The sequence below is a fragment of the Agreia sp. PsM10 genome, assembly GCF_030433855.1.
Lineage (GTDB): Bacteria > Actinomycetota > Actinomycetes > Actinomycetales > Microbacteriaceae > Agreia.
Genome location: NZ_JARUXC010000018.1, coordinates 59,603 through 85,606 on the forward strand (window position 1 = coordinate 59,603; position 26,004 = coordinate 85,606).

The following is a 26,004-nucleotide window of genomic DNA, read 5'->3' on the forward strand; positions in this document are numbered from 1 at the left end:
CGAGCGCCGAGACTGTCGGGCAGAGCCGCTCAGTCCATGAGGTCGAGCAGCGCCACGCCGCCGTTCATCGCCCACTCGTTGGTCAGGGAGGCCAGTTGAGGAACGTCCTGAAGAGCCACGCCGCCGGAGGTCAGGACCACGACGACGCCATCGCGGATCACCTGCACGCCCGTCACGTCGAGCTGCTCGGCCGGGTCGTATCCGCCGCCGACCTTCAGCGCCCACGCCCCGGCGGCAGACACGGCCGGAACGTCGACGTTCCATCCGACCGGCTCCATGCTCTCTTCGGTGTACTCGGGGTCGCGCGAGATGCCGATCGAGATGCCGCCGTATTCGGCGACGTCGATACTCGAGCCGTCGGTCTCGGGGGTGTGCCAGCTGCAGATGAGCTCCGGCCCGGTGGCGCCCGTCGTGATGCCGTTGTCGCTGCCCTCGAGCTCGATGAGGCCGCTCACCTCAGGGCCGAGCGCCGCCTTCGCCTCGTCGCACGTGGGATATGCGGCGTTCGTCGTCGGTGAATCGGTGCTCGGCGCTGTGCGGGTCTCCGAAGCCGTAGCGGTCGCCGGCGGTTCGCCAGGTGACGATCCCGCCGCATCGTCGCTCGAGCCGGCCCCGCTGCATCCGGTGAGGATGCCGGCCGCCACCACCACCGCGACCACGATTCCCGCACGTCGACCCGTCTCCGGCGCCATCGCATTCCCCTTCTCTCGGCGGTCTCTCCGACCTCGAGATTATGGGTGCACGGCCGACGGATTCAAGTCGATGAGGTCACGACCGGTTGCGGCTGAGCTCGTAGATCTTGACGAGCTCGTCGATGGCCCCGTCGCGGGTCTCGCCGCCCGCCTCGAACATCTCGGTGACGTGGGTCTTCAGGTGGTTCTCGACCATGAGCTTGTTGAGCGAGCCGAGCGACTTCTGGATGGCCAGGGACTGCGTGATGATGTCGAGGCAGTACTCCTCGTTCTCGATCATCTTCTCGAGGCCGCGCAGCTGCCCCTCGAGGATGCGGGTGCGGTGCAGGGCGCGCTTCTTGATGTCGTCGATCACGAGGCCAGAATACTGCCTCGAGCGACCGTACCTCCCCGGGGTATGACGGATGCCCGGGGCGCGGCGCGCGTCAGGTCTGGCAGCGGGGGCACCAGTACACGTCGCGCAGCGACAACGGGTCGGCCCCCAGCTTGCCGGCCCGGATGCGCGTGCCGCACCGGCGGCACGGCTGGCCCTCGCGGCGATAGACCCAGCTCTGCCGGCCCGGCCGCAGGTCGCCGGTGGTGGAGCGCTCGGTGCGATCGCGGTTCGCGAGGATCACGCGGTGCCCGAGGGCCACGAGAGCGGGCAGATCTGCCACCTCGCCGATTGGCCGCGTCGGAAGGACGCCGCGCAGGAAGCACAGTTCGTTGGCGTAGACGTTGCCGAGTCCCGCGAGATTGCGCTGGTCGAGCAGGGCGACATGGGTTTCTCGTTGCGGCTGCGCGGAGAGGCGCAGCACGGCCTCGGATGCCAGAGAGTCGTTCCACTCGGGGTCGAGCACGTCGGGGCCCAGGTAGCCGACGACCGATTCCTCGTCGGTGCGGGCGACGACCTCGACCGTGCCGAGGTCGAAGCCCACCGCGACCCAGTCCGCTGTGGCCAGAACGATCCTCGCCGCGTAGGCCGGTCTCCTCCACGCCGACGTCGGCCGATACAGATGCCACGACCCTTCCATCTTCAGGTGGGTGTGGATGCTGACGTCGCCGACGCGGGTGAGCAGGTGTTTGCCGACGCTCGCCACGCCCTCGACGACGTCGCCCACGAGGTCGAGTTCGGCGAACTGCGGAACGCGGAAGTCGCTGCGGATCAGGGTGGCTCCGGCGAGGGCCTGGTCGAGGTGTCGCGCGGTTCGGTAGACGGTGTCGCCTTCGGGCATCGGTGACCTCCTACGAAGCGCGCAGGCGGAAGCCCTGCGGGGTCGCGCCGAATCCGGCGGTCTCGAGGGCACGACCGATGTCTGTGCCCAGGGCGTACTCGCCGTTGACCTTCTCGACGGTGAGCTTGGCGACGCGACCCGAGATGACCGTGGCGGCCAGCGAGGCGGCGGCGGTGGCCAGTTCGTCGCCGTTCGCCGCGAACGAGAGCAGAGTCTTGCCGCCGCGCTCGACGTAGAGAACCAGGCGCCCCTCGACCAGCACGACGAGCGCACCCGCCTTGCGGCCCGGCCGGTGACCCGTTCCGCCGGGCCAGGGAAGGGCAGCGCCATAGGGGTTCGCCGGATCTGTGGCCGCCAACGTCACAGCCCTGTCGGTGGCCGCTCTCTCGTCGCCCTTCTCGCTCCTGCCCGGACCGCGCTCGGCGAGGGCCTCGGCCGTGAACGAGCGCAGCCGGTCGATCGTGCCGCCGGTGGCGAACTGGGATGCGCCGAGGGTCTCGACGAAATAGCCGCGCCGGGCGCGGCCGGTCTCCTCGAAGCCGGAGAGCAGGCGGTAGGCGAGGGCGAAGCCGCCCACGATGCGTTCGGCGACAACCGCACCCTTGGTGACGACGCCGTAGCGCTCGAGCAGCAGGTCGCCGAGCGCATGGCCGCGTACGGTGGCATCGGTCTCGGGCTCGGGCAGCAGCGACCAGCGGCCACCCGCCGTCGGCGGGCCGATTCGAGTGACCATCGTGGGGCGCGCATAGGAGCGCCCACGGTAGAGCTTGGAACGGGGAGCCGCGCGCTTGGTGCTGTGCGCCGACTTGCCGCCGCCCGTGAGCGACCGCAGCGGCGCGAGGGTGTCGTTCGTGACGCGGCCGGCCCACACCAGATCCCACAGCGCGGTCACGAGTTCGGCGTCGTCGACGGCCCCGCCCAGAGCGGTGCCCACCGTGTCTGACAGCGCGCGGAAGAAGTACGCGCCCCCGCCCTGCAGCGCCCCGAGCACGGCGTGCTGCAGCGTGGTGGCCTCGAGAGGTTCGGCGAGCGGAATCGTGAGCGGGGCGGTCTCGGCGAGGTGAAGGGAGACCCAGCCGTCGTTGCCGGGCAGAGAACCCGCGCCCGACCAGACGACCTCACCCGTGGCCGTGAGCTCGTCGAGCATGGCCGGGCTGTATTCGCGCACGCGGCTCGGCAGAATCAGCGTCTCCCAGGCCGAGGCGGGAATCGGCACCCCGGCCAGCTGGTCGATCACGGTCGCGACCCCGTCGACTCCGCGCAGGGTGCCGCCGACGTGCTGCCACGAGGGCAGGAAGCGGGCGAGCGTGGCCGTGTCGACCGGTTCGACCTCGTGCCGCAGGGCCGCGAGCGATCGGCGCCGGAGCCGACGCAGCACCTCGACGTCGCTCCACTCGGTTCGCGCCGCGTTCGGGGTGTCGGCGCCCAGGGGGCGGAACTCGCCCTCGATCACGCGTCGGGCGCTCTCGAGCCGGCGCAGCGCATCCAGAACCACGGCGGAGCCGAGCCCGTAGCGGCTCGCCGCCTCGGCCACCGTGAAGGGGGCGTGGGTGCGGGCGTAGCGGGCCACGAGGTCGGCGACGGGGTCGGGCACGGGCTCGATGAACGCATCGGGAACGCCGTAGGGAACGGGCACTCCGAGCGCGTCGCGCAGGCGGCCCGCGTCTTCGATGGCGGCCCAGCGCTGGTCGGCTGCGATGGTCACGACGAGCGCGCGGCGGGCGTCGACGAGCTGGGCCAGAATCTCGGATGCCCGGGGTGCGGCCTCGTCGACCAGCCTCGCCGTGACCTCGGCCAGCGACAGCGGGCCGAGCACGCGGATGAGGTCGGCCACTCCTTCGGCGTCCCGAGCCTTGCGGTCGGGCGCGAGTCGCTGCAGCTCGAGCTCGGTCTGCGCGATGACCCCGGGGTCGAGGAGCTCGCGCAGCTCGGCGCGGCCGAGCAGCTCGGAGAGCAGGGTGGGGTCGAGCGACAGGGCGGCGGCGCGGCGCTCGGCGAGGGGGCTGTCTCCTTCGTAGACGAATGAGGCGACGTAGCCGAAGAGCAGCGACTTGGCGAAGGGCGACGGTTCCTGGGTCTCGGCCTCGACAACCCGGATGCGCCGAGCCTCGAGGTCGCGGGCGAGGCCGATGAGCGCGGGCAGGTCGTAGACGTCTTGCAGGCACTCGCGGATGGTCTCGAGAATGATGGGGAAGCTGGGGAACTTGCGGGCCACGTCGAGTAGCTGGGCGCTGCGCTGGCGCTGCTGCCAGAGCGGCGATCGCTTGCCGGGGTTCTGCCGGGGCAGAAGCAGGGCGCGGGCCGCGTTCTCGCGGAAGCGTGAGGCGAACAGGGCGGAGCCGCCCACCTCTTGAGTGACGATCTGCTCGAGCTCGTCGGCCTCGAAGAGGAACAGTTCGGCGCCCGGCGGCTCGCTCTCGGTGTCGGGCAGACGAAGGATGATGCCGTCGTCGTTGGCGACGGATGCGCCGTCGATGCCGAAGCGCTCGCGCAGACGCGCGCCGATGGCCAGCGACCACGGCGAGTGCACCTGCATGCCGAAGGGGGAGTGCAGGATGACGCGCCAGTCGCCGAGCTCGTCGCGGAAGCGCTCGATGACGAGGGTCTTGTCGCTGGGCACGTGGCCGGTGGCCTCGCGCTGCTCGACCACGAACGTGACGAGGTTGTTCGCCGCGCGCTCGTCGAGCCCCGCGCTCGCGGTCATGCCGGCGCGGCCCTCGGCATCCGCCCCCGCCAGCTGGCGGGTGAACTCGCCGATCGCTCGACCGAGTTCTGCCGGACGGCCCTGGCCGTCTCCCCGCCAGAACGGGAGTCGGCCGGGCTCGCCGAACGCGGGCGTGACCAGAACCCTGTCGTGCGTGATCTCCTGGATTCGCCAGCTCGTGGCGCCGAGGGCGAAGACGTCGCCGACGCGCGACTCGTAGACCATCTCCTCGTCGAGCTCGCCCACCCGGTTGCCGCCCTTGGCCGTGGATGCGGTGCCGGTCGCCTGCTCGGACGCCGCCCCGCCGACCATGAAGACCCCGAAGAGGCCGCGGTCGGGGATGGTTCCGCCGCTCGTGACCGCGAGTCGCTGCGCGCCCGGGCGACCCGTGAGTGTTCCGGCGTCGCGATCCCACACCAGACGGGGGCGGAGCTCGGCGAACTCGTCGGACGGATAGCGGCCCGCGAGCAGGTCGAGCGTGGCCTCGTAGGCCGAGCGGGGGAGGCCCGCGAAGGGGGCGCTGCGGCGCACCGTGTCGAACCACTCCTCGACGTCGATCGGCTCGAGGGCGCAGGCGGCGACGGTCTGCTGGGCGAGGATGTCGAGGGGGTTCGTCGGCACAGAGAGCGACTCGATGAGGCCTTCTGTCATGCGCAGCGAGGCGACGGCGGAGTGCAGCAGGTCGGCACGGTGCTTGGGGTACAGGATGCCGCGAGACACCTCTCCCACCTGGTGGCCGGCGCGGCCGACGCGCTGGAGGCCGCTGGCGACGCTCGGCGGCGACTCCACCTGCACGACGAGGTCGACGGCGCCCATGTCGATGCCGAGCTCGAGGCTCGAGGTGGCGACGACGCAGCGCAGCCGGCCAGTCTTGAGGTCGTCTTCGATGACCGCCCGCTGCTCTTTGGAGACGGAGCCGTGGTGGGCGCGGGCGAGGATCGGTTCGTCTGCGCCGTCGCCCGCCCGAGCGCTCACGCTGGCGGGGAGGCCCTTGGTCTGCCCGGCCTGGCCCATGACCTGGGCGGGCGGCTGCTTCGCTCCGGGCGAGGGGAGCGGGTCGGCAAGAGACGCCTCGCGCCGTTCGAGGTAGATCTCGTTCAGCCGCGCCGTGAGCCGCTCGGCCAGCCGACGGGAGTTCGCGAACACGATCGACGATCGGTGGGCGAGGATGCGGTCGACGATGCTCTCTTCGACGTGCGGCCAGATCGAGCCCTGGCCTCCACCGGACCCGTCGTCCTCCCGGAGTGCCCCGGCCGCCGAGCCCTCTCGTTCGCCCGCCGAGGGAAGGGAGGTCATGTCGTCGACCGGAACGACGACCCGCAGGTCGAACTTCTTGGTCGAGGTGGGAGCCACGATGGTGACGGGTCGCCCGCCAGCAAGGAAGCGTGCCACCTCTTCGCGCGGACGCACCGTAGCCGAGAGCCCGATGCGCTGGGCGGGCTTGTCGAGCAGCAGGTCGAGGCGTTCGAGCGAGACCGCGAGGTGCGCGCCGCGCTTGGTGGCCGCGACCGCGTGCACCTCGTCGATGATGACCGTCTCAACGGTCGAGAGCGACTCGCGCGCGGCCGAGGTGAGCATCAGGAACAGCGACTCGGGCGTGGTGATGAGGATGTCGGGCGGGTTCTTGGACTGGGTGCGGCGGTCGGCCTGCGTCGTGTCGCCGCTGCGCACGCCCACCTGGATGTTCGGGGGTTCGGTGCCGAGGAGCCTCGCCGTCTGCGTGATGCCCACGAGCGGGGAGCGCAGGTTGCGCTCGACGTCGACGGCGAGAGCCTTGAGCGGCGAGATGTAGAGAACCCGCACGCCGGCCTTCGCGGGTGGGGGCTGCGACGTGAGCCTGTCGATCGACCACAGGAACGCCGACAGGGTCTTGCCCGACCCGGTGGGGGCGACGACGAGCGCGTTCGCTCCGGATGACACGGCCTCCCATGCTCCGAGCTGCGCCGGCGTGGGCGCGCTGAACGCCCCGCGGAACCACTGCCGGGTCGCGGGGGAGAACCTGTCGAGCACATCGCCCATAGGCTCCATCCTCACGCATGCCGTCGACAGTGTGTCCTGCGGCGCCGACGGCTGGTCACGTGGGTAAGAATGGACTATGAGCGTGAGAACTCCAGACCCCGATCCCGAGTGGACCCCCGAGGGCAGCAACATCCCGCCCACACCGTCGCAGAACACCAACCCGGGCTGGCTCAGCGACATCGAGCTCGCCGAGATCCGGCGGCGCCTGCCGCTGCTCTACGTCGAGGCCGTTCCCGTGCGGGTCGACGGCCTGGGCCAGGTCACCGAGGTGGGCATGCTCCTGCGGGCCACTCCCACGGGCTCGATCACGCGCACCCTCGTCTCGGGCCGGGTCATGTACGGCGAGACGCTGAGGGATGCCCTCTTCCGTCACCTCGAGAAGGACCTGGGGCCGATGGCCTTTCCGCAGCTGCCCGCGAGCCCGATCCCGTTCTCCGTGGCCGAGTACTTCCCGCTTCCGGGAGTCACCCAGTTCTATGACGACCGCCAGCACGCCGTCTCGCTCGCCTACGTCGTGCCGGTCACGGGCACATGCGAACCGCGCCAGGATGCTCTCGAGGTCACCTGGATGACTCCCCAGGAGGCGGCATCCGACGAGCTGTCGGCCGAATTCGAGGGCGGCCGCGGCTCGTTGCTGAGGGCTGCGCTGGCGTCGGTCGGCCGCCTGATCTAGAGACCCGGCTGCGCGGTGGTCTCGATACGGCCGCGGGCGGCCTACTCGACCAGCGAAGGGGAAGTGCGCCGGTCGAGTAGCGAGGAACGAGCGTATCGAGACCACCCTCTTCCACAGGCTCACGAGACCGAACTCACGAACGGGGTTACCGCACTTCGACGACGCAGAACCGCTTTCCTGCTCGGAACGCTCCCGCTGAGTGAAACGGGAGGAGATCTACGCATCCGCCGCAAATAGCGCGTCGGATGGCCGAATCTCCTCCCGTTGAGGTTTTGGCCGATACAAATGACCCTTCGACAAGCTCAGGGAACGGCACGCCGGTGCGCGCAGCGTCCACCAACGCAGAACGGGCGGAGATTCAGCATCACCGACGCGCAGAGAGCGTCGGTGTGCAGGAATCTCCGCCCGTTCAGGCGAAGCGTGGGCTGCTAGCCCTGGGCGCGGCGTCCCTGGCGACGAGCGCCGTTGGCGCCCCCGCCGTTGCCGCCGGATGCGGTTGCGCCGGCCGCGTAGCCGCCTTGTCCGCCGGTCGACGTGGAGTAGGTGCGCGACGAGCCGCCGGCGGGAGCCGCTGAACGACCTCCGCCGTTGCCTCCACGACGTGCACCACCCGCGGATGCCGGGGCGCCTGCGGTAGCGGGACGACCGGAGCGGTCGCGGCGGGGACGGCCCTCGCCGCCGCCTGCGGACGGCGATCCGTCGCGCTGTGTGCGCTTGCGCTGGGCGTTGGCTCCCTGCGATCCGCCCTGGCGGCGCGGGGTGCCCTGAACCTGCACGGCGGCGCGGGGAGCGGGCTTGACCCACTCGGCCAGCTCGCCGACCAGCTCGGTGACGGCGGGGGAGTTGGCGGTGACGCGCTGCGGGGTGACCTGGATGGCCGCCTTGCGGAGCAGGTCTGCCGTGTCCTTCTTCTGGGTCGGCAGCATGACCGTGACGACGTCTCCGGCGCTTCCCGCGCGGGCGGTGCGGCCCGAGCGGTGCAGGTAGGCCTTGTGCTCTGCCGGCGGGTCGACGTGGATGACGAGCTCGATGTCGTCGACGTGCACGCCGCGGGCGGCGACGTCGGTGGCGACGAGGACCTTCACGTCACCGGCGGAGAACGCGGCGAGGTTGCGGTCGCGGGCGACCTGCGAGAGGTTGCCGTGCAGGTCGACGGCGGGGATGCCGGCGTCGATCAGCTGGCGGGCCAGCTTCTTGGCGTGGTGCTTGGTGCGCATGAACAGGATGCGGCGGCCGGTGCCCGAGGCGAGCTTCTGAACGAGCTCGGTCTTGGCGGTGGCGCCGTCGACCTCGAACACGTGGTGGGTCATGAGCTCGACGTGGCTGGTGGCCTCGTCGACCGAGTGCAGCACCTCGTTCTGCAGGAACTTGCGCACGAGCTTGTCCACGCCGTTGTCGAGCGTGGCGGAGAACAGCAGGCGCTGTCCGCCGCGCGGGGTCTTGTCGAGGATGCGCGTGACGACGGGCAGGAAGCCCAGGTCGGCCATGTGGTCGGCCTCGTCGAGCACGGTGATCTCGATGGCGTCGAGCGACACGAAGCCCTGCTTCATGAGGTCTTCGAGGCGGCCCGGGCAGGCGACGATGATGTCGACGCCGGCCTTGAGGGCGGCGACCTGGCGCTGCTGGGACACGCCACCGAAGATGGTGGTCGACTTCAGGCCGTACGCGTCGGCGAGCGGCTGGAGCACCGCGGAGATCTGGGTGGCGAGCTCACGGGTCGGCGCGAGCACCAGGCCGAGCGGGCGACCCGAGCGGCGCTGGCCGCCGGAGAGGGCGCCGCCGAGGCGGGCGACCATCGGAATGGAGAACGCGAGCGTCTTGCCCGAGCCCGTCTTTCCGCGGCCGAGAACGTCGCGACCGGCGAGGGTGTCGGGAAGGGTGTCGAGCTGGATGGGGAAGGGCTCGGTGATGCCGGCGCTGGTGAGCGCGGCCACGACGGGCGCGGGAACGCCGAGCGAGGAGAAGGTGGGTGTTGACATAGCTGTTTCGGTGCCTTTCGGGCATCGGGTCCGCAGCGTGACACGACGGCATCGCACAGAGATACTGTTTCGCACAGACTCTCTCGGCCATGCCGCGACTGTGCGGAAATGATGGCGAAGGTGCCAGTAGGCACTTCCGTTCGCCGTGAGAAAGTTTTCGCGGATTTCAGGCACGAGGCCCGAACCGCAAGGTGCGTTCTACGACGCAGGGAGCGCACGATCGCGCTCGCAAGTGATTACAGCCTAGCGCACATAGAGCTCGCCCACCGGAATCCCGGCGGAGACGCGGTTTCCGAGAGGCGCGAGCGGGCAGGCCCAGGCCGGGTCGTAGGCGCACGAGGGGTTGTACGTGAAGTTGAAATCGAGCACCAGCGACCCGGGTGTGTCGCCCTCGCCGAGGTGCGCGCCCTTGATCGAATCGATGAGGTAGCGCCCGCCGCCGTACGTTCCGTCGGGCGTTCCGGCGAGCCCGTCACGGATGGGAATGAACAGTCCGCCTCCATAGGAGCGCAGCCGCCAGACGTCGAGCCTGCCCACCTCGGGGATGCTCGCGTGCCCGACGAGTTCGAACGGCACGACCCCGTCGGTGCCGGTCTCGAAATCGAAGCCGCCCGGCGCATCCGGGGCCGTGACCTCGACCTCGAATCGCCAGTCGGGGTCGTAGGGCGCGACGGGCAGCCCGGTGAAGCCGGGCCGGTCGTCTGGCAGCAGGGGGGTCTGCGGATGCGTGCGGAACAGGTCGTCGCGCCCGTCGCGCCACACGCCGTGGGCGGCTTCGGCATTCACCAGTGCGAGCAGCCGCACCTCGGCGTAGAGGTCGAAGACACGCTGGCGCCAGTCGGCGACCTGGATGGCGGAAACGGCAGACGTCATCGGATCAGGCTACGCCGAGATGTCGGGGTCGACGCCGACAGGGCCGTCGACAGGCTCCCCTTCGACAAGCTCAGGGGACGAGGGGTGCGGCGGATCGAACGCCCACGTCGGCGCGAGCTGCCGAAGTCGGGCCCCGCGCCACTGCCAGAACGCCCACATGCCGTACCAGGCGGCTGGCGTCAGCACGCCAGCTCCGATGATCAACCGGTCGCGGTAGAGCGTCTTGCCCGTTCCGGCCGGGTCGGGCGAGATGGCCATCTGGTGATCCCACGTGGTGGGGATGGCGACGGCGCCCGAGACGCCGCGGCCCGAGTCGCGCACGATGCGCACCCCGTCGGGGCGCTCCAGGAACGAGAGCCGGATGATCTGCTTGCCCAGCGGGATCAGGCCCCCACCCTCGATCTCGACCGGATGCTGCCCCGGCTGCCAGATGGTCGGGAACCCGTCGGCGCTGAGAGAACGGATCTTCAGGAACGGACTCGACACCTCGCGGAAGACCGCCGGGCTGCGGATGGCCCGCCACGCGGCATCCGGATCTGTGTCGAGCACGAATTTCAGCAGAACTCTCATCGGTGGCCTCCACCGCCCAGTCTGCGCGGCGGGCCGTGCTGCGACAAGTCGGCCGCCCGCCATTGCACACCCGCTCAATACGTCGTAATGCAATTTGGTGTTGGCCGATGGAGGTGCCAGCCTGAATCCATGACCCAGAGCCTGCCCGTTCTCGACTTCTCCCGTCTCGATGCCTCGCCCGACGAAGCGGAGGCTTTCCGCAACGACCTGCGCCGCGCCACCCACGACTACGGATTCTTCTACCTCACAGGTCACGGCGTTCCCGAGACTCTCGTGAGCCGCGTGCTCGAGACGTCGCGGCGCTTCTTCGATCTTCCCGAGGCCGACAAGCTGTCGATCGAGAACGTGCTGAGCCCCCAGTTCCGCGGCTACACCCGAGTCGGCGGCGAGCTCACACAGGGCAAGGTCGACTGGCGCGAACAGATCGACATCGGCAGCGAGCGCGAGACGGTCGAGCAGGGCGAGGGCGTTCCCGACTATTGGAGGCTCGAAGGCCCGAACCTGTGGCCCGATGCGCTGCCCGAGCTGCAGGATGTCGTCACCCGGTGGCACGACGAGCTGTCGGCCATCAGCATCCGGCTTCTGCAGGCATGGGCCCAGTCGCTCGGAGCCGACCCGCATGTCTTCGACGAGGCGTTCGCCGAGCGCCCGTCGACCCTGATCAAGATCGTGCGCTACCCCGGCAAGAGCGACCCCACCCCGAAGCAGGGCGTCGGTGCGCACCGCGACGGCGGCGCTCTGACCCTGCTTCTCGTCGAGCCCGGCAAGGGCGGACTTCAGGTGGCGCACGGAGACGAGTGGATCGACGCCCCTCCCGTGCCCGGCGCCTTCGTCGTGAACATCGGCGAACTGCTCGAGTACGCCACGAACGGCTACCTCAAGGCCACGGTGCACCGCGTGATCTCGCCGTCGATCGGCACCGACCGCATCTCCATCCCGTTCTTCTTCAACCCCGCATTGGATGCGTCGATCCCGGTGATCCCGCTGCCTGCGGCCCTGCAGTCGGAGGCCACAGGCGTGACGCCCGACCCCGACGACAGCCCGATCCTGCAGGTCTACGGCGAGAACGTGCTGCGCTACCGCCTGCGCGCGCACCCCGACGTCGCGGCCATCCACCACGCAGACCTGCTCTGACCCGTTCACAGCGACCCGCAGTCCACTAGCCTCGAGCAATGACACGAGCCGACGCGCGTTCGCCCCGCCCGCGACCGAACACCTCGCCGAGAATCCGCTCCACGCTCGGCAGGGTGCCCACCCGCCGAGCCGAAGAGGCCCGCGTGCCCCAGCGGCGCATCCGGTTCAACCCCTTTCTCATCGGTCTGCTCGGGGCGCTCGGCGCCTGCGTCGGGCTCGGCGTGTGGGGCGCCCTCGGCTCGCTGTCGACCGTGTTCGTCTACATCGGCATCGCCTACTTCATCGCGCTGGCCCTCGAGCCGCTGATGAAGCTCGCCGAGCGGCACAACATCCCGCGCTGGGCCGCATCGCTCGGAGTGGCCGTGCTCGCGCTCGCGGTGATCGCCGGCGTCGCCCTGGCCATCGTGCCCAACCTCGTTCGGCAGGCGAACTACCTGATCACCCACGCGAGCGAGCTGACCGACCGGCTTCTGGCGCAGCCGTGGGTCATCTGGATCAGCGACCAGCTGGGCACCTCGCTCGACCTGGACTCGATCATCAAGGACATCACCTCGTTCCTCTCCGATCCCGACAAGCTCCTGTCGATCGGCGGCGGCCTGCTCTCTGTGGGATCGGGCGTCTTCGAGGGCATCACTGCAGTGATCGTCGTGACCGTGCTCACCATCTACCTCACGCTGACACTCCGCGGCGTGATGGCGACCGTGTACCAGGCGGTGCCCCAGTCGCGTCGCGCAGGGTTCATGGAGATCACGGAGGAGATCCTGGAGTCGGTCGGCAAATACGTGGCCGGCCAGTTCGTGCTGGCCCTCGCGAACGCCACCATCACCCTGATCCTCGTTCTCATCGTGGGCGGCCCCGCGCCCCTGCTGCTCGCCCTCGTCGCCTTCGTCTGCGCCCTCATCCCCGTCGTCGGGCCCATTCTCGGAACGACGATCGGGGCCGTGTCGATCCTCACGATCAACCCGCTCGGCGCACTGATCTTCGCGATCATCATGCTCGTCTACCTGCAGGTCGAGGCCTACATCCTCACTCCTCGGGTCATGGCCAAGGCGGTCGCCGTTCCGGGTGTGCTCGTGATCGTGGCGGCCATCGGCGGTGCGGCCCTCGGAGGCATCCTTGGCGCGCTCGTCGCGGTGCCCGTGGTGGCTGCGGGAATCCTGATCTTCCAGCGTGTGATCCGTCCGATTCAGGACGCACGGTGACGCCGAGGGCGTAGCGTTGCGGCAGGAGGTTTCATCATGAAAGCAGTCGTCAACGGCACCGTCATCGCCGAGGCACCCAAGGAAGATCTGATCGCCATCGAAGGGAACTGGTACTTTCCCCCGTCGAGCGTGAACTTCGACCTGCTCACGCCCAGCGACACCCCGTACACCTGTCCGTGGAAGGGCGAGTGCCAGTACTTCAGCGTGAGCGACAGCGGTGCGAGCCTCAAGGACCGCGCCTGGAGCTACCCGAAGCCCTACCCCGCCTCGTTCGACCGCGTGGGCAAGGACTTCAGCGACTACGTCGCGTTCTGGAAGGAAGTCCAGGTCGTCGAGTAGCCGTCTCGTCGAGTTGCCCGAAAACGCCGCCTCCCCGTCGGGTGAGGCGGCGTTTTCGTGCAACTCGGCGGAATCTCGTGCCACATTGGCTGGTTGCAGGGCACCTGGCTCAGGGGTCACGGGCTAGCGTCGAGTGCATGACGGAACTCCTGCAGCTGCCCACCGGAGACACCGCGCGCCGCGCGCTCGACTGGGTGCAGCGCACCGAGGAACGCTCGATCGCCAACCACAGCGTCCGCACCTACCTGCACGCCCGCGTGGTGGCGGCATCCGATGGTCTGGCCCCGGGCCAGGACTTCGACGCCGATCTGCTCTTCCTCGCCTGCGTGCTGCACGACATCGGAACGACGGACGAGGCGGACGGCGAGCTGCGGTTCGAGGTCGACGGCGCCGACGCGGCCGCCCGCTTCCTCACCGCCGAGGGGATGTCCGCCGCCGAGACCGACCTGGTCTGGGAGGCCATCGCCCTGCACACCTCGCCCCAGATAGCCGAGCGCCGCGGGCCCATCACCCGGCTGACACGCCTCGGCGTGCGCGGCGACTTCGGGCTCGAGACGGTCGCGGCGGCCGAGCGGCGCGCGATCGAGGATGCCTACCCGCGGCTCGACGTGGAGAAGCACCTGGGCGATGCGGTGCTCGAGCAGGCTCTGCGCAGGCCGGAGAAGGCCCCGCGCAACTCCTGGCCGGCGAGCCTCGTGCGCGCACACCACGACGACCCGCACAACACGGGGGTCAGCGAGGCGTTCTGACGCCGAGCGCGGGAGTTCGCGGCCATCGCACCGGTTCGGCCCCCGCGCAGCGCGCGAACACCCGCGCTGGCCGCAGCGGCCCGCTGCATACCGCAGGGGCGCGCGGCAGCCGAGAAGGCGCGGATAGGGTGTCTCCATGACCAGGCACATCGGCATTCTGTTGTTCGACGACGTCGAGGAACTCGACGCGGTCGGTCCGTGGGAGGTGCTCTCGTGGTGGACGCGCACGAATCCCGAGGACGGGTACGACGTGCTGATGATGGCCGACTCGCTCGACCCCGTCACTTGTGCCAAGGGCATGCGCATTCTGCCCGATGTGCGAGTGGATGCCGCACCGCCCCTTGAGGTGCTCATCTATCCGGGCGGGCGCGGCACTCGCAGGCACCTCGTTGACGAAGCGCGGATCGAGTGGGTGCGCGCGCAGCGAGCCGCCGTTCCCCTGATGACCAGTGTCTGCACCGGCTCGCTCGTCTATGCGGCGGCGGGAATTCTCGGCAGCCGGCCGGCGACGACGCACTGGGGTTCGCTCGAGCGGCTCGGCGAACTCGACCCGAGCATCGAGGTGCGCCCCGACGACCGCTTCGTCGACGACGGCGACGTGATCACGTCGTCGGGTGTCTCGGCGGGCATAGACATGGCTCTGCATCTGGTCGCCCGTCTCGCGGGAGTCGAACGTGCCCGCGAGGTGCGCCGCGGCATCCAGTACGACCCGCAGCCGCCCGTCTGAGCGTCGGGCATCTGCGCCCCGCGGGTGCGTACGCTGCCAGACGACCGGCGGCGGATGCGCCCAAGAGGCGCGGATGCGCATCGCGCTAGAGGCGCGAGGCCGCCTGGCGCCTGCGTGCCGGGTCGATCTCGCGGCGCTGCCAGGTGATGACGTTGGCCGGGTCGAAGCGCTTGGAGCACATGCCGCACGCGAGCGTGCGCGCCGGCTTGCGGTAGCGGAAGTGCTCGTGACCCGCGGGGCAGGTGCCTGCCCACGGCGCGAGCTCGTCGGCAACCGAGCCGGTGTGCGTGCGAGACCCCACGTATCCGATGGATGCCGCGATGCGCCTCCACGACGGACCGTGCCCCGCCCGGTGGCCGGCCATCGCATGCGCGACCTCGTGCAGCAGCACCTGGTGGATCTCGTCGTCGTCGAAGATGGCGGCCAGATAGCGCGACACCGTGATGCGCTTGGTGGTGAAGCTGCACAGCCCCGCACGCGTCTTGGCGTTGTCGAACCCGAACGACCACACCCGGGGATCGAGATGGAGGGCTATGAGGGCGTCTGCCCAGACGCGTACTTTCGCAAGATCAGCCACGGGGAAACCTTAACCCGAGCGTGCGACATCGGCCCCGGCGAGGCCTACGAGACACGGGTCAGGACTCGGAGAGGAACGACTCGGTCACCGCGACGGCCACGAGCGAGCTCTCGAGCTGGTCGAGCGATGCGCCCATCTTCTCGTAGAGGAAGACGGTGGCCTTGAAGTCGACCAGGGCCGCCTCGTAGTCGCCCAGGTCGAAGAGCACCTTGCCGCGGGTGAGCTGCGACGCCGCCTCGAGCGGGCCCCATTCGTGCACCCGCGCCTCGTCGACGCACAGCGACAGTTCGGACAGGGCCGCCTGCAGCTTGCCCTGATACTGCTGCACCTGGGCGCGACGGATGCGGGCGCCGAGCAGCTGCTCGCGGTCACCCGAGAAGCGGGTGTGGCGCACGGCCTCGTTCGCCACGGTCCACGCCTCGTCGAGGCGCCCGAGCAGCCGGTAGAGCCCGACCTTCTCGTTGAGGGCCGAGAGGCTGCGCAGCTGGCCCAGCTCGCCGAGTCGTGCGGATGCTGCAGCGACGTCGATCTTCTCCCTCAGGTTGCGGGGGTCGTAGCCGGTGATGATGCTCACGTGTGTCAGGTACTCCGTTGCTCGGCGCGTGGTGCGCCCGCATCCGAACGGGTCGGTCGGCGGGCTGCGAACAACCCTATCCGGAGGTCGCTGCGAGAGTGACTCGATACAGCGTGTCGTCCCCCGATCGGGGCTCACCGCGGCCGTCGGTGTTGTTCGTGATGAGCAGCAGGCCGCCGTCGCCCGTCGCGTGCACGTCGCGGATGCGTCCGAGCCGGCCCGAGAAGAATTCCCGGGTCTCGGCGCCCTCGGCCGCGTCGATCGTCCACAGCCTCTCGCCGCCGAGCCCGGCCATGAACACGGTGTCGCCGACCACCGCGATGCCGCTCGGGCTGGCGTCGTCGGTGCCCCACTGCGCGATGGGCGCCACGAATCGGGTGTCCGACGAATCGATGCCCTCGACCGTCGGCCAGCCGTAGTTCGCGCCGGGAACGATGATGTTCAGCTCGTCCCACGTGTCCTGTCCGAACTCCGCGGCGTACATCGTGCCGTCCGGGCCCCACGCGATTCCCTGCGGGTTGCGGTGGCCGAGGCTGTAGACCGGCGAACCCGCGATCGGGTTGTCCGCGGGAAGTGAGCCCGAGGCATCCAGTCGCAGGATCTTGCCGCCCAGGTAGCCAGGGTCCTGGGCGCCCTCGCGCTGGTTCGCGTCGCCCGTGGTGATGTAGAGCTTGTCGTCGGGACCGAAGGCGATGCGGCCGCCGTTGTGGTTCGACGCCTTGGGCAGGCCGGTGATGACCTCGGCGGCCGGCCCGAGCGCGAGGGATGCTCCCGCCCCCGTGAGCGGGAACGACACGACCCGGTTGTCGCCGTCGGTCGTGAAATACGCGAAGAGGCGTCGCTCGGTGCCGTCGCCGTGCACCGCGATGCCGAGCAGGCCGCCCTCACCTGATGCTGCGACGCCGCCCACACCGCCGATCGCCCGCTTCTGGCCGGTCGGGTCGACGAGCACGATCTGCGCCGAGTCGCGTTCCGAGATCAGGATGCCGTCGGTGCCGACGGGCGCGATCGACCAGGGTGCCGCGAGGTCGTTGGCGAGCGGGGTCAGCTCGCCGGTGGGCGTGTAGGCGCCCGTGAGCGGGGGAGTCGTCGGGGTGGGGCTGGACGTCGGTGTCGGCGTGGCCGACGCGGTGGCCGACGGTGTCGCCGTCGCGACCGTGCGTTCGGGGCGCGGCGCCTCGCATCCGGCCAGCACGAGCAGGGCCACGGCGCTCGCGGCGAGGGCCGAGGTGGTTCGTCGGATGCTCATGGTCACTCCTGCCTCTGCGCCCCGATCAGGGCTTGATCTGGAAGATGCTGCGCCCCGGCGGGGGCGACTTCACCGCGGTCTGGTCGGTGACCACGGGCGCGCCGGCGATGAAATTGCGCAGTTCGGCGCCCGTGACGACCTTGGATGCGACGGGGTCGCCAGCCACGAGCCGCGGCAGGCGCTCGAAGGGCAGCGGGGAGCGGGAGCCGAACATGACCACGTTGCCGAAACGCTTGGCCTTCAGCATCTGCGAGTCGAGAACGATCGACACGTGGTCGAAGATGCTCGACAGGGTGGCGGCCTGTCCCCGGGCGAAGGCGAGGCCGGCGCCGTCGGCGACGTTCACCGCGATCATGCCGTCGCCTGCGAGCAGGGTGCGGCCGAGGGTGTAGAACTCGGCGCTCGTGACGTGGGCCGGCGTGCGCGCGCCGGAGAAGACATCCGCCACCAACAGATCGACGTTGCCGACCAGCCCGGGCGGGAACGCGGCGAGCACCTCGCGCGCGTCGCCGTGCCGGATGCGGATCTGCGCGTCGCGGGGCAACGGCAGCTCCCTGCGCACGAGATCGACGAGATCGCTCTCGTACTCGACGACCTGCTGCCGCGAGCCGGGCCTCGTCGCCGCGACGTAGCGCGGGAGGGTGAGGCCGCCGCCACCGAGGTGCACGGCGGTGATCGGGTCGCCCTCGGGGCGAAGGAGGTCGATGCCGTGGCCGATGCGGCGCACGTACTCGAAGTTCAGATGGGTGGGGTCGTCGAGGTCGACGTGGGATTGGGGCGTGCCGTCGACGACGAGCAGAAAGCTGCCGGGGGAGTAGCGGTCGGACTCGATCCGGGCGTGGAAGCCGCTCTTCGCCAGGGTGGCCGACGGATGCCCTGGCTCGGCCCGATCGGCTCCTCGCGTGGATCTGCTCATGGTTCCAGTATCCCTGCGACACGCTCGGGGAACGACGGAGCGGGCGGTTATACCGGAGATTCAGAAACTAATCAAGAAAAGCAGTGGACAGGCGCGTCGGATTCACCTATAGTTGACCTTTGCGCTCCCAGTAAAACCATGCCCTCATATCGCGGTCGGCAGCCGTGGTTTTACATCCCCGAACTTCTTGACAAATGTAGGTCGAAGCCGGGTGCGATCGCAAACGAAACATCCTTATTAGTCAACCGACAGTACTGAGACCCGACGGGGTCCACGGAGGTTATTTCCTTGGCTGCTGCGCGCAACGCATCCACCAACTCACCCAAGACCGGGAGAAACGCATCGCGTCTCTCGTTCGCGAAGATCACAGACACTCTGACGGTCCCGGATCTGCTCGCCCTGCAGACCGAGAGCTTCGACTGGCTCGTCGGCAACGACATCTGGAAAGAGCGCGTCGCCGAGGCGAAGAAGGCCGGTCGTCAAGATCTCGCCAACAACTCGGGACTCGAGGAGATCTTCGAGGAGATCTCCCCGATCGAGGACCTCGGAGAGACGATGCAGCTGAGCTTCACCGCTCCGTTCCTCGAGCCCGAGAAGTACACGATCGACGAGTGCAAGGAGCGCGGCAAGACCTACGCGGCTCCCCTCTACGTCGAGGCCGAGTTCATGAACCACCAGACCGGTGAGATCAAGACGCAGACCGTCTTCATGGGCGACTTCCCGCTCATGACGGAGCGCGGAACGTTCATCATCAACGGCACCGAGCGCGTCGTCGTCTCGCAGCTCGTGCGCAGCCCCGGTGTGTACTTCGAGCGCGCCCAGGAGAAGACGTCCGACAAGGACATCTACTCCTCGCGCATCATCCCGAGCCGTGGTGCATGGCTCGAGTTCGAGATCGACAAGCGCGACCAGGTCGGCGTCCGCATCGACCGCAAGCGCAAGCAGAGCGTCACCGTCTTCCTCAAGGCCCTCGGCCTGACGAGCGAAGAGATCCTCTCCGAGTTCAAGGGATACGCATCCATCGAGGCCACCCTCGAGAAGGACACGATCCTCACGAAGGAAGAGGCGCTCAAGGACATCTACCGCAAGCTCCGTCCGGGCGAGCAGGTCGCTGCCGAGGCCGCGCGTGCGCTGCTCGACAACTTCTACTTCAACTCGAAGCGCTACGACCTGGCCAAGGTCGGTCGGTACAAGATCAACCGCAAGCTCGGCATCGAGAGCGCGCTGAGCAACTCGGTGCTCACGGTCGAGGACATCATCGCCACGATCAAGTACCTGGTCGCCCTGCACGACAACCAGACGACGATCCCCGGCACCCGCGAGGGCAAGAAGGTCGACATCCGTCTCGACGTCGATGACATCGACCACTTCGGAAACCGTCGCATCCGCGCCGTCGGCGAGCTCATCCAGAACCAGGTCCGCACGGGTCTGTCCCGCATGGAGCGCGTCGTCCGCGAGCGCATGACGACTCAGGACATCGAGGCCATCACGCCGCAGACCCTGATCAACGTGCGCCCCGTCGTCGCTGCGATCAAGGAGTTCTTCGGAACCAGCCAGCTGTCGCAGTTCATGGACCAGAACAACCCCCTCGCGGGCCTGACGCACAAGCGTCGCCTCTCCGCGCTGGGCCCGGGTGGTCTGAGCCGTGAGCGCGCCGGTGTCGAGGTGCGAGACGTTCACCCGTCGCACTACGGCCGCATGTGCCCCATCGAGACCCCTGAAGGCCCGAACATCGGTCTGATCGGTTCGCTCGCCTCGTTCGCGCGCATCAACTCGTTCGGTTTCATCGAGACCCCGTACCGTCGCGTCGTCGACGGCGTGGTCACGGCGACCATCGACTACCTGACCGCCAGCGAAGAAGACGAGTACATCGTCGCCCAGGCCAACGCGCCGCTCACCGGCGAGGCACGCTTCGCCGAGTCGCGCGTCCTCGCCCGCCGCAAGGGCGGAGAGGTCGACCTGTTCCCGGCCGAGGACATCGGCTACATGGACGTCTCGCCGCGCCAGATGGTGTCGGTCGCGACCAGTCTCATCCCCTTCCTCGAGCACGACGATGCGAACCGCGCCCTCATGGGTGCGAACATGCAGCGCCAGGCCGTCCCGCTGCTCCGCAGCGAGAGCCCGCTCGTGGGTACCGGTATGGAGGGCTACGCGGCCATCGACGCCGGAGACGTGGTCACCACGCTCAAGGCGGGTGTCGTCTCCGAGGTCTCGGCAGACGTCGTCACCGTGCAGCTCGACGAGGGTGGAACACAGGACTACTACCTGCGCAAGTTCGACCGCTCCAACCAGGGCACCAGCTACAACCACCGTGTGATCGTCGCCGAGGGCGAGCGGGTCGAGGTCGGCCAGGTTCTGGCCGATGGTCCCGCCACCGAGAACGGCGAGCTCGCGCTCGGCAAGAACCTCCTCGTGGCGTTCATGCCGTGGGAGGGCTACAACTTCGAAGACGCGATGATCCTGAGCCAGAACCTGGTGAAAGACGACGTGCTCTCCTCGATCCACATCGAGGAGTACGAGGTCGACGCGCGCGACACCAAGCTGGGTAAAGAGGAGATCACCCGTGACCTCCCCAACGTCTCGCCGGAGCTGCTCGCAGACCTCGACGAGCGCGGCATCATCCGCATCGGTGCCGAGGTCCGCCCCGGCGACATCCTCGTCGGCAAGGTCACGCCCAAGGGCGAGACCGAGCTCAGTGCCGAGGAGCGCCTGCTGCGCGCCATCTTCAACGAGAAGAGCCGCGAGGTCCGCGACACGTCGCTGAAGGTTCCCCACGGCGAGCAGGGCACGATCATCGCCGTCAAGGAGTTCTCGGCAGAGAACGACGACGAGCTGGGCTCGGGCGTCAACCAGCGTGTTGTCGTCTACATCGCCCAGAAGCGCAAGATCACCGAGGGCGACAAGCTCGCCGGCCGTCACGGCAACAAGGGCGTCATCTCCAAGATCCTTCCGGTCGAGGACATGCCGTTCCTGGCCGACGGTACCCCCGTCGACATCGTGCTGAACCCGCTGGGAATCCCGGGTCGAATGAACTTCGGCCAGGTCCTCGAGACGCACCTCGGCTGGATCGCCAAGCAGGGCTGGGAGGTCGAAGGCAAGCCCAAGTGGGCTGCCGAGCTGCCCGAGCAGGCCCGCAAGGCCGCTCCGAACACCAAGGTCGCGACCCCCGTGTTCGACGGTGCTTTTGAGGAGGAGATCGCCGGTCTGCTCGACTCGACGACCCCGACCCGCGACGGCGACCGACTCATCGGTTCCTCCGGAAAGGCGCGTCTCTTCGACGGCCGCTCCGGTGAGCCGTACCCCGAGCCCATCTCGGTCGGTTACATGTACATCCTGAAGCTGCACCACCTCGTCGACGACAAGATCCACGCGCGTTCGACGGGTCCCTACTCGATGATCACGCAGCAGCCGCTGGGTGGTAAGGCGCAGTTCGGTGGACAGCGTTTCGGTGAGATGGAGGTCTGGGCCCTCGAGGCCTATGGAGCCGCGTACGCGCTCCAGGAGCTCCTGACCATCAAGTCCGACGACATCCTCGGCCGCGTCAAGGTCTACGAGGCGATCGTCAAGGGCGAGAACATCCAGGAGCCCGGTATCCCCGAGAGCTTCAAGGTGCTCATCAAGGAGATGCAGTCGCTGTGTCTGAACGTCGAGGTCCTCTCGGCCGACGGCACGGCAGTGAGCCTGCGTGACACGGACGACGAGGTCTTCCGTGCCGCTGAGGAGCTCGGCATCAACATCTCCACCCGGTTCGAGTCGTCGTCGATCGACGACATCTGATCCGGCTTAGTTACTTAGCTGACGCAACCTTCAGGAGAAGAGAAAACATTGCTGGACGTTACAACATTTGACGAACTGCGAATCGGTCTTGCCACGGCAGACGACATTCGCAAGTGGTCACACGGTGAGGTAAAGAAGCCGGAGACGATCAACTACCGCACGCTGAAGCCCGAGAAGGACGGTCTCTTCGGAGAGCAGATCTTCGGGCCGAGCCGTGACTGGGAGTGTTCCTGCGGCAAGTACAAGCGGGTGCGATTCAAGGGAATCGTCTGCGAGCGCTGCGGCGTCGAGGTCACCAAGTCCTCGGTTCGTCGCGAGCGTATGGGCCACATCGAGCTCGCCGCCCCCGTCACCCACATCTGGTACTTCAAGGGCGTTCCGTCGCGCTTGGGCTACCTGCTCGACATGGCGCCGAAAGACCTCGAGAAGGTCATCTACTTCGCCGCGTACATGATCATCTCGGTCGACGAGGATGCCCGCCACGAGGACATGCCCGGCCTTGAGAACGAGCTGCGTCTCGAGATCAAGACCCTGTCCGACCAGCGCGACTCCACGATCGCGAACCGCCTCCAGCGGCTCGAGACCGACCTCGCGGCCCTCGAGGCCGAAGGAGCCAAGAGCGACCAGAAGCGTCGCACGAAGGACTCCGCCGAGAAGGAGATGGGACAGACCCGCAAGGCGTACGACGAGCAGATCGGTCAGCTCGAGCGTGTGTGGGAGGACTTCCGCAGCCTCAAGGTCGGCGAGCTCAAGCCTGAGGACGCCGTCTTCCACGAGCTCCAGGACCGCTACGGCCAGTACTTCAGCGCCTACATGGGTGCCGAGGCCATCAAGAAGCGCCTCGAGGCCTTCGACCTGGTGACCGAGGGTGAGAACCTCCACCTGCAGATCGCCGAGGGCAAGGGCCAGAAGAAGATCCGTGCCATCAAGCGCCTGCGCGTGGTGTCGTCGTTCCTGGCCACCGGCAACTCGCCGGCCGCCATGGTCCTCGATGTCGTTCCGGTGATCCCGCCCGAGCTGCGCCCGATGGTGCAGCTCGACGGTGGCCGCTTCGCAACGAGCGACCTGAACGACCTCTACCGTCGTGTCATCAACCGCAACAACCGTCTGCGCCGCCTGCTCGACCTCGGAGCCCCCGAGATCATCGTGAACAACGAGAAGCGCATGCTGCAGGAGGCCGTCGACGCCCTGTTCGACAACGGTCGCCGTGGACGCCCCGTCACGGGTACCGGCAACCGCGCCCTGAAGTCCCTGAGCGACATGCTCAAGGGAAAGCAGGGTCGTTTCCGCCAGAACCTGCTCGGAAAGCGCGTCGACTACTCCGGTCGTTCGGTCATCATCGTCGGTCCGCAGCTCAAGCTGCACCAGTGCGGTCTGCCCAAGCAGATGGCCCTGGAGCTGTTCAAGCCGTTCGTGATCAAGCGCCTGATCGATCTGAGCCACGCTCAGAACATCAAGGCCGCGAAGCGCATGGTCGAGCGCAGCCGTCCGCAGGTGTGGGACGTGCTCGAGGAGATCATCCGCGAGCGCCCCGTTCTGCTGAACCGCGCACCGACGCTGCACCGTCTGGGCATCCAGGCCTTCGAGCCTCAGCTCGTCGAGGGCAAGGCCATCCAGCTGCACCCGCTCGTCTGTGCGGCGTTCAACGCCGACTTCGACGGCGACCAGATGGCCGTGCACCTGCCGCTGTCGGTCGAGGCCCAGGCCGAGGCGCGCATCCTGATGCTCGCGTCGAACAACATCCTGAAGCCGTCCGACGGTCGCCCGGTGACCCTGCCCACCCAGGACATGATCATCGGTCTGCACCACCTCACCACGGTGAAGGAAGGGGCGATCGGCGAAGGCCGCGCGTTCTCCTCCGTCGCCGAGGCGATCCTGGCGCACGACCAGAAGTCGCTCGACCTCAACGCACCCGTGAAGATCCGTCTGCACGACGTGCACTTCGGCGAGAACGAGGGCCCGGCCGACTACGTCGACGGCCCTGTCATCGTCGAGACCACGCTGGGTCGCGCCCTCTTCAACGAGGCGCTTCCGGCCGACTACCCGTACATCCAGGCCGTGGCCGACAAGGGCCAGCTCTCGGAGATCGTCAACGACCTCGCCGAGCGCTACCCCAAGGTCGAGGTCGCCGCATCGCTCGACCGCATCAAGGACGCCGGCTTCTACTGGGCCAGCCGTTCGGGTGTCACCGTGGCGCTCTCCGACATCCTGACTCCGCCGAACAAGCGCGAGATCGTCCAGGGTTACGAGAAGCAGGCCGCCAAGGTTCAGGGCCAGTTCGAGAAGGGTCTCACGACCGACCTCGAGCGTCGCCAGGAGCTCATCCAGATCTGGACGAAGGCGACCGAAGAGGTCGCGCAGGCCATGCGCGACAACTTCCCGAAGGACAACACCATCAACCGTATGGTCACGTCCGGTGCTCGTGGTAACTGGCTGCAGGTGCGCAACATCGCCGGTATGCGAGGCCTCGTGAACAACCCGAAGGGTGAGATCATCCCTCGCCCGATCATCTCGAGCTACCGCGAGGGACTCTCGGTCGCCGAGTACTTCATCGCGACGCACGGTGCCCGCAAGGGTCTGGCCGACACGGCCCTCCGTACGGCCGACTCGGGTTACCTCACGCGTCGTCTCGTCGACGTGTCGCAGGACGTCATCATCCGTGAAGACGACTGCGGCACCACCAAGGGTCTCGATCTTCCGATCGCGATCGAGGGTGCCGACGGCAAGTGGACCAAGGACCCGAACGTCGAGAACTCGGTGTTCGCCCGTTCGCTCGCCGCTGACGCCGTCGACGCCAAGGGCACTGTCGTGGCCGAGGCCGGCGACGACGTCGGAGACGTTCTCATCGACAAGCTGGTTGCGGCCGGAGTCAACATCATCAAGGTGCGCTCCGTCCTCACGTGCGAGTCGGCCGTCGGTGTGTGTGCTGCCTGCTACGGCCGCTCGCTCGCCACGGGCCTGCTCGTCGACATCGGCGAGGCCGTCGGCATCATCGCGGCCCAGTCGATCGGTGAGCCCGGAACCCAGCTGACGATGCGTACCTTCCACACCGGTGGTTCGGCATCCGCAGACGACATCACGCAGGGTCTGCCCCGTGTGCAGGAGCTGTTCGAGGCTCGTACCCCCAAGGGTGCGTCCCCGATCGCCGAAGCCGCAGGCCGCGTGCACATCGAGGACACCGACCGCAGCCGGAAGGTCATCCTGACCCCCGACAACGGCGACGAGCCGATCGCCTACCCGGTGCTGAAGCGTTCGACGCTTCTCATCGAAGACGGCCAGCACGTCGAGCTCGGACACCAGATCATCATCGGCGCGGTGGACCCGAAAGAGGTTCTGCGCGTCAAGGGTGTCCGCGAGGTGCAGAAGCACCTCGTCGGCGGTGTCCAGGGCGTCTACCGCTCGCAGGGTGTCCCCATCCACGACAAGCACATCGAGGTCATCGTTCGTCAGATGCTCCGCAAGGTGACTGTCGTCGAGCACGGTGACACCGACCTGCTGCCGGGCGAGCTCGTCGACCGGGCGCGTTACAACACGCTCAACCGCGAGGCGCTCACCCAGGGCAAGAAGACGGCATCCGCTCGTCAGGAGGTCATGGGTATCACCAAGGCGTCCCTCGCGACCGAGTCGTGGCTGTCGGCCGCGTCGTTCCAGGAGACCACGCGTGTTCTCACGCAGGCCGCCATGGAGGGCAAGTCCGACCCGCTGATGGGTCTGAAGGAGAACGTCATCATCGGTAAGCTCATCCCCGCCGGAACGGGACTGCCGCGTTACCGCGACGTCGCCGTCGAGGCGACCGATGAGGCGAAGGCGGAGCGTTACCCGAACCGCATCTTCACCGATGACGCGTCGTTCTCAGAGGCCGACCTGTCGTTCGTCGACTTCGACAGCTTCTCGAGCGACGACTACACCCCGGGCACCTACAACTAGCAGGCAGCCCTAAGAGAAGAGCCCCTCACCGTTTGGACTGGTCCCGGATTGCTGGACTGGCCAATTGAAAGTCTAGGCCGCGAGGGCCTGGGTCCGGTATTGCACCGGG

At 68.3% G+C, this 26,004-nt stretch carries 19 protein-coding genes; 8 read left to right on the top strand and 11 right to left on the bottom strand.

What is annotated here, in order from left to right:
• Positions 1-29 precede the first annotated feature (29 nt).
• The 4 genes from QCD70_RS17385 to QCD70_RS17400 all read right to left on the bottom strand — a co-directional run bounded on the left by QCD70_RS17385 (position 30) and on the right by QCD70_RS17400 (position 6,629).
• Positions 30-692 carry a hypothetical protein gene (locus QCD70_RS17385; protein WP_301218637.1) on the bottom strand — a complete coding sequence of 221 codons (663 nt, stop codon included), beginning with the start codon at positions 690-692 and terminating at the stop codon, positions 30-32.
• A 76-nt stretch (positions 693-768) separates the two neighbouring features.
• Positions 769-1,047, bottom strand: coding sequence for a metal-sensitive transcriptional regulator (locus tag QCD70_RS17390; RefSeq protein ID WP_055926996.1), 279 nt, complete (start codon positions 1,045-1,047; stop codon positions 769-771).
• Between the two features lie 70 nt (positions 1,048-1,117).
• On the bottom strand, positions 1,118-1,906 hold the full coding sequence (locus QCD70_RS17395) for a DNA-formamidopyrimidine glycosylase family protein (protein WP_301218639.1): 789 nt from the start codon (positions 1,904-1,906) through the stop codon (positions 1,118-1,120).
• 10 nt (positions 1,907-1,916) lie between these two features.
• Entirely contained in the window at positions 1,917-6,629 is a 4,713-nt protein-coding gene (locus tag QCD70_RS17400; protein WP_301218641.1) for an ATP-dependent helicase, read from the bottom strand.
• Positions 6,630-6,705: 76 nt separating this feature from the next.
• Between QCD70_RS17400 and QCD70_RS17405 the strand changes: the two genes are divergently transcribed.
• Positions 6,706-7,302, top strand: a complete 597-nt coding sequence (locus QCD70_RS17405; RefSeq protein ID WP_301218643.1) for an NUDIX hydrolase family protein — start codon at positions 6,706-6,708, stop codon at positions 7,300-7,302.
• A gap of 428 nt (positions 7,303-7,730) precedes the next feature.
• On the opposite strand, the gene QCD70_RS17410 is transcribed toward QCD70_RS17405, so the two are convergent.
• The 3 genes from QCD70_RS17410 to QCD70_RS17420 form a co-directional block, all read right to left on the bottom strand.
• Entirely contained in the window at positions 7,731-9,281 is a 1,551-nt protein-coding gene (locus tag QCD70_RS17410) for a DEAD/DEAH box helicase (protein ID WP_301218645.1), read from the bottom strand.
• Between the two features lie 243 nt (positions 9,282-9,524).
• Positions 9,525-10,154 (bottom strand): DUF1684 domain-containing protein, encoded by a 630-nt coding sequence (locus QCD70_RS17415; RefSeq protein ID WP_301218647.1) that lies wholly within the window; start codon positions 10,152-10,154, stop codon positions 9,525-9,527.
• 9 nt (positions 10,155-10,163) lie between these two features.
• On the bottom strand, positions 10,164-10,724 hold the full coding sequence (locus tag QCD70_RS17420; protein WP_301218649.1) for a hypothetical protein: 561 nt from the start codon (positions 10,722-10,724) through the stop codon (positions 10,164-10,166).
• 129 nt (positions 10,725-10,853) lie between these two features.
• Between QCD70_RS17420 and QCD70_RS17425 the strand changes: the two genes are divergently transcribed.
• The 5 genes from QCD70_RS17425 to QCD70_RS17445 all read left to right on the top strand — a co-directional run bounded on the left by QCD70_RS17425 (position 10,854) and on the right by QCD70_RS17445 (position 14,875).
• On the top strand, positions 10,854-11,858 hold the full coding sequence (locus tag QCD70_RS17425; protein WP_301218651.1) for an isopenicillin N synthase family dioxygenase: 1,005 nt from the start codon (positions 10,854-10,856) through the stop codon (positions 11,856-11,858).
• Positions 11,859-11,896: 38 nt separating this feature from the next.
• The gene (locus QCD70_RS17430; protein WP_301218653.1) at positions 11,897-13,060 is read left to right on the top strand and encodes an AI-2E family transporter; all 1,164 of its coding nucleotides are present in this window, start codon (positions 11,897-11,899) and stop codon (positions 13,058-13,060) included.
• A gap of 36 nt (positions 13,061-13,096) precedes the next feature.
• Positions 13,097-13,399: a DUF427 domain-containing protein gene (locus QCD70_RS17435; RefSeq protein ID WP_301218655.1), complete on the top strand. Its 303-nt coding sequence runs from the start codon at positions 13,097-13,099 to the stop codon at positions 13,397-13,399.
• A gap of 137 nt (positions 13,400-13,536) precedes the next feature.
• The gene (locus tag QCD70_RS17440; RefSeq protein WP_301218657.1) at positions 13,537-14,148 is read left to right on the top strand and encodes an HD domain-containing protein; all 612 of its coding nucleotides are present in this window, start codon (positions 13,537-13,539) and stop codon (positions 14,146-14,148) included.
• 136 nt (positions 14,149-14,284) lie between these two features.
• On the top strand, positions 14,285-14,875 hold the full coding sequence (locus tag QCD70_RS17445) for a DJ-1/PfpI family protein (protein ID WP_301218659.1): 591 nt from the start codon (positions 14,285-14,287) through the stop codon (positions 14,873-14,875).
• 85 nt (positions 14,876-14,960) lie between these two features.
• Here the strand turns inward: QCD70_RS17445 and QCD70_RS17450 are convergent, their stop codons facing one another.
• The 4 genes from QCD70_RS17450 to QCD70_RS17465 all read right to left on the bottom strand — a co-directional run bounded on the left by QCD70_RS17450 (position 14,961) and on the right by QCD70_RS17465 (position 18,191).
• The gene (locus QCD70_RS17450) at positions 14,961-15,452 is read right to left on the bottom strand and encodes a SprT-like domain-containing protein (protein ID WP_301218661.1); all 492 of its coding nucleotides are present in this window, start codon (positions 15,450-15,452) and stop codon (positions 14,961-14,963) included.
• A gap of 58 nt (positions 15,453-15,510) precedes the next feature.
• Positions 15,511-16,026 (bottom strand): hypothetical protein, encoded by a 516-nt coding sequence (locus QCD70_RS17455; protein ID WP_235497163.1) that lies wholly within the window; start codon positions 16,024-16,026, stop codon positions 15,511-15,513.
• Between the two features lie 76 nt (positions 16,027-16,102).
• The gene (locus QCD70_RS17460) at positions 16,103-17,275 is read right to left on the bottom strand and encodes a PQQ-dependent sugar dehydrogenase (RefSeq protein WP_301218664.1); all 1,173 of its coding nucleotides are present in this window, start codon (positions 17,273-17,275) and stop codon (positions 16,103-16,105) included.
• A gap of 25 nt (positions 17,276-17,300) precedes the next feature.
• Positions 17,301-18,191 carry a spermidine synthase gene (locus QCD70_RS17465; RefSeq protein WP_301218666.1) on the bottom strand — a complete coding sequence of 297 codons (891 nt, stop codon included), beginning with the start codon at positions 18,189-18,191 and terminating at the stop codon, positions 17,301-17,303.
• A gap of 288 nt (positions 18,192-18,479) precedes the next feature.
• Between QCD70_RS17465 and rpoB the strand changes: the two genes are divergently transcribed.
• Both rpoB and QCD70_RS17475 read left to right on the top strand, forming a co-directional pair.
• Positions 18,480-21,968, top strand: coding sequence for a DNA-directed RNA polymerase subunit beta (gene rpoB, locus QCD70_RS17470; protein ID WP_055927022.1), 3,489 nt, complete (start codon positions 18,480-18,482; stop codon positions 21,966-21,968).
• A gap of 48 nt (positions 21,969-22,016) precedes the next feature.
• Positions 22,017-25,895: a DNA-directed RNA polymerase subunit beta' gene (locus QCD70_RS17475; protein ID WP_301218668.1), complete on the top strand. Its 3,879-nt coding sequence runs from the start codon at positions 22,017-22,019 to the stop codon at positions 25,893-25,895.
• Positions 25,896-26,004 lie beyond the last annotated feature (109 nt).

Bases quoted from the DNA above. Each gene is read 5' to 3' on its own strand.
- QCD70_RS17385 (WP_301218637.1), bottom strand. From the start codon at position 692: ATGGCGCCGGAGACGGGTCGACGTGCGGGAATCGTGGTCGCGGTGGTG.
- QCD70_RS17395 (WP_301218639.1), bottom strand. From the start codon at position 1,906: ATGCCCGAAGGCGACACCGTCTACCGAACCGCGCGACACCTCGACCAG.
- QCD70_RS17400 (WP_301218641.1), bottom strand. From the start codon at position 6,629: ATGGGCGATGTGCTCGACAGGTTCTCCCCCGCGACCCGGCAGTGGTTC.
- QCD70_RS17405 (WP_301218643.1), top strand. From the start codon at position 6,706: ATGAGCGTGAGAACTCCAGACCCCGATCCCGAGTGGACCCCCGAGGGC.
- QCD70_RS17410 (WP_301218645.1), bottom strand. From the start codon at position 9,281: ATGTCAACACCCACCTTCTCCTCGCTCGGCGTTCCCGCGCCCGTCGTG.
- QCD70_RS17415 (WP_301218647.1), bottom strand. From the start codon at position 10,154: ATGACGTCTGCCGTTTCCGCCATCCAGGTCGCCGACTGGCGCCAGCGT.
- QCD70_RS17420 (WP_301218649.1), bottom strand. From the start codon at position 10,724: ATGAGAGTTCTGCTGAAATTCGTGCTCGACACAGATCCGGATGCCGCG.
- QCD70_RS17425 (WP_301218651.1), top strand. From the start codon at position 10,854: ATGACCCAGAGCCTGCCCGTTCTCGACTTCTCCCGTCTCGATGCCTCG.
- QCD70_RS17430 (WP_301218653.1), top strand. From the start codon at position 11,897: ATGACACGAGCCGACGCGCGTTCGCCCCGCCCGCGACCGAACACCTCG.
- QCD70_RS17435 (WP_301218655.1), top strand. From the start codon at position 13,097: ATGAAAGCAGTCGTCAACGGCACCGTCATCGCCGAGGCACCCAAGGAA.
- QCD70_RS17440 (WP_301218657.1), top strand. From the start codon at position 13,537: ATGACGGAACTCCTGCAGCTGCCCACCGGAGACACCGCGCGCCGCGCG.
- QCD70_RS17445 (WP_301218659.1), top strand. From the start codon at position 14,285: ATGACCAGGCACATCGGCATTCTGTTGTTCGACGACGTCGAGGAACTC.
- QCD70_RS17460 (WP_301218664.1), bottom strand. From the start codon at position 17,275: ATGAGCATCCGACGAACCACCTCGGCCCTCGCCGCGAGCGCCGTGGCC.
- QCD70_RS17465 (WP_301218666.1), bottom strand. From the start codon at position 18,191: ATGAGCAGATCCACGCGAGGAGCCGATCGGGCCGAGCCAGGGCATCCG.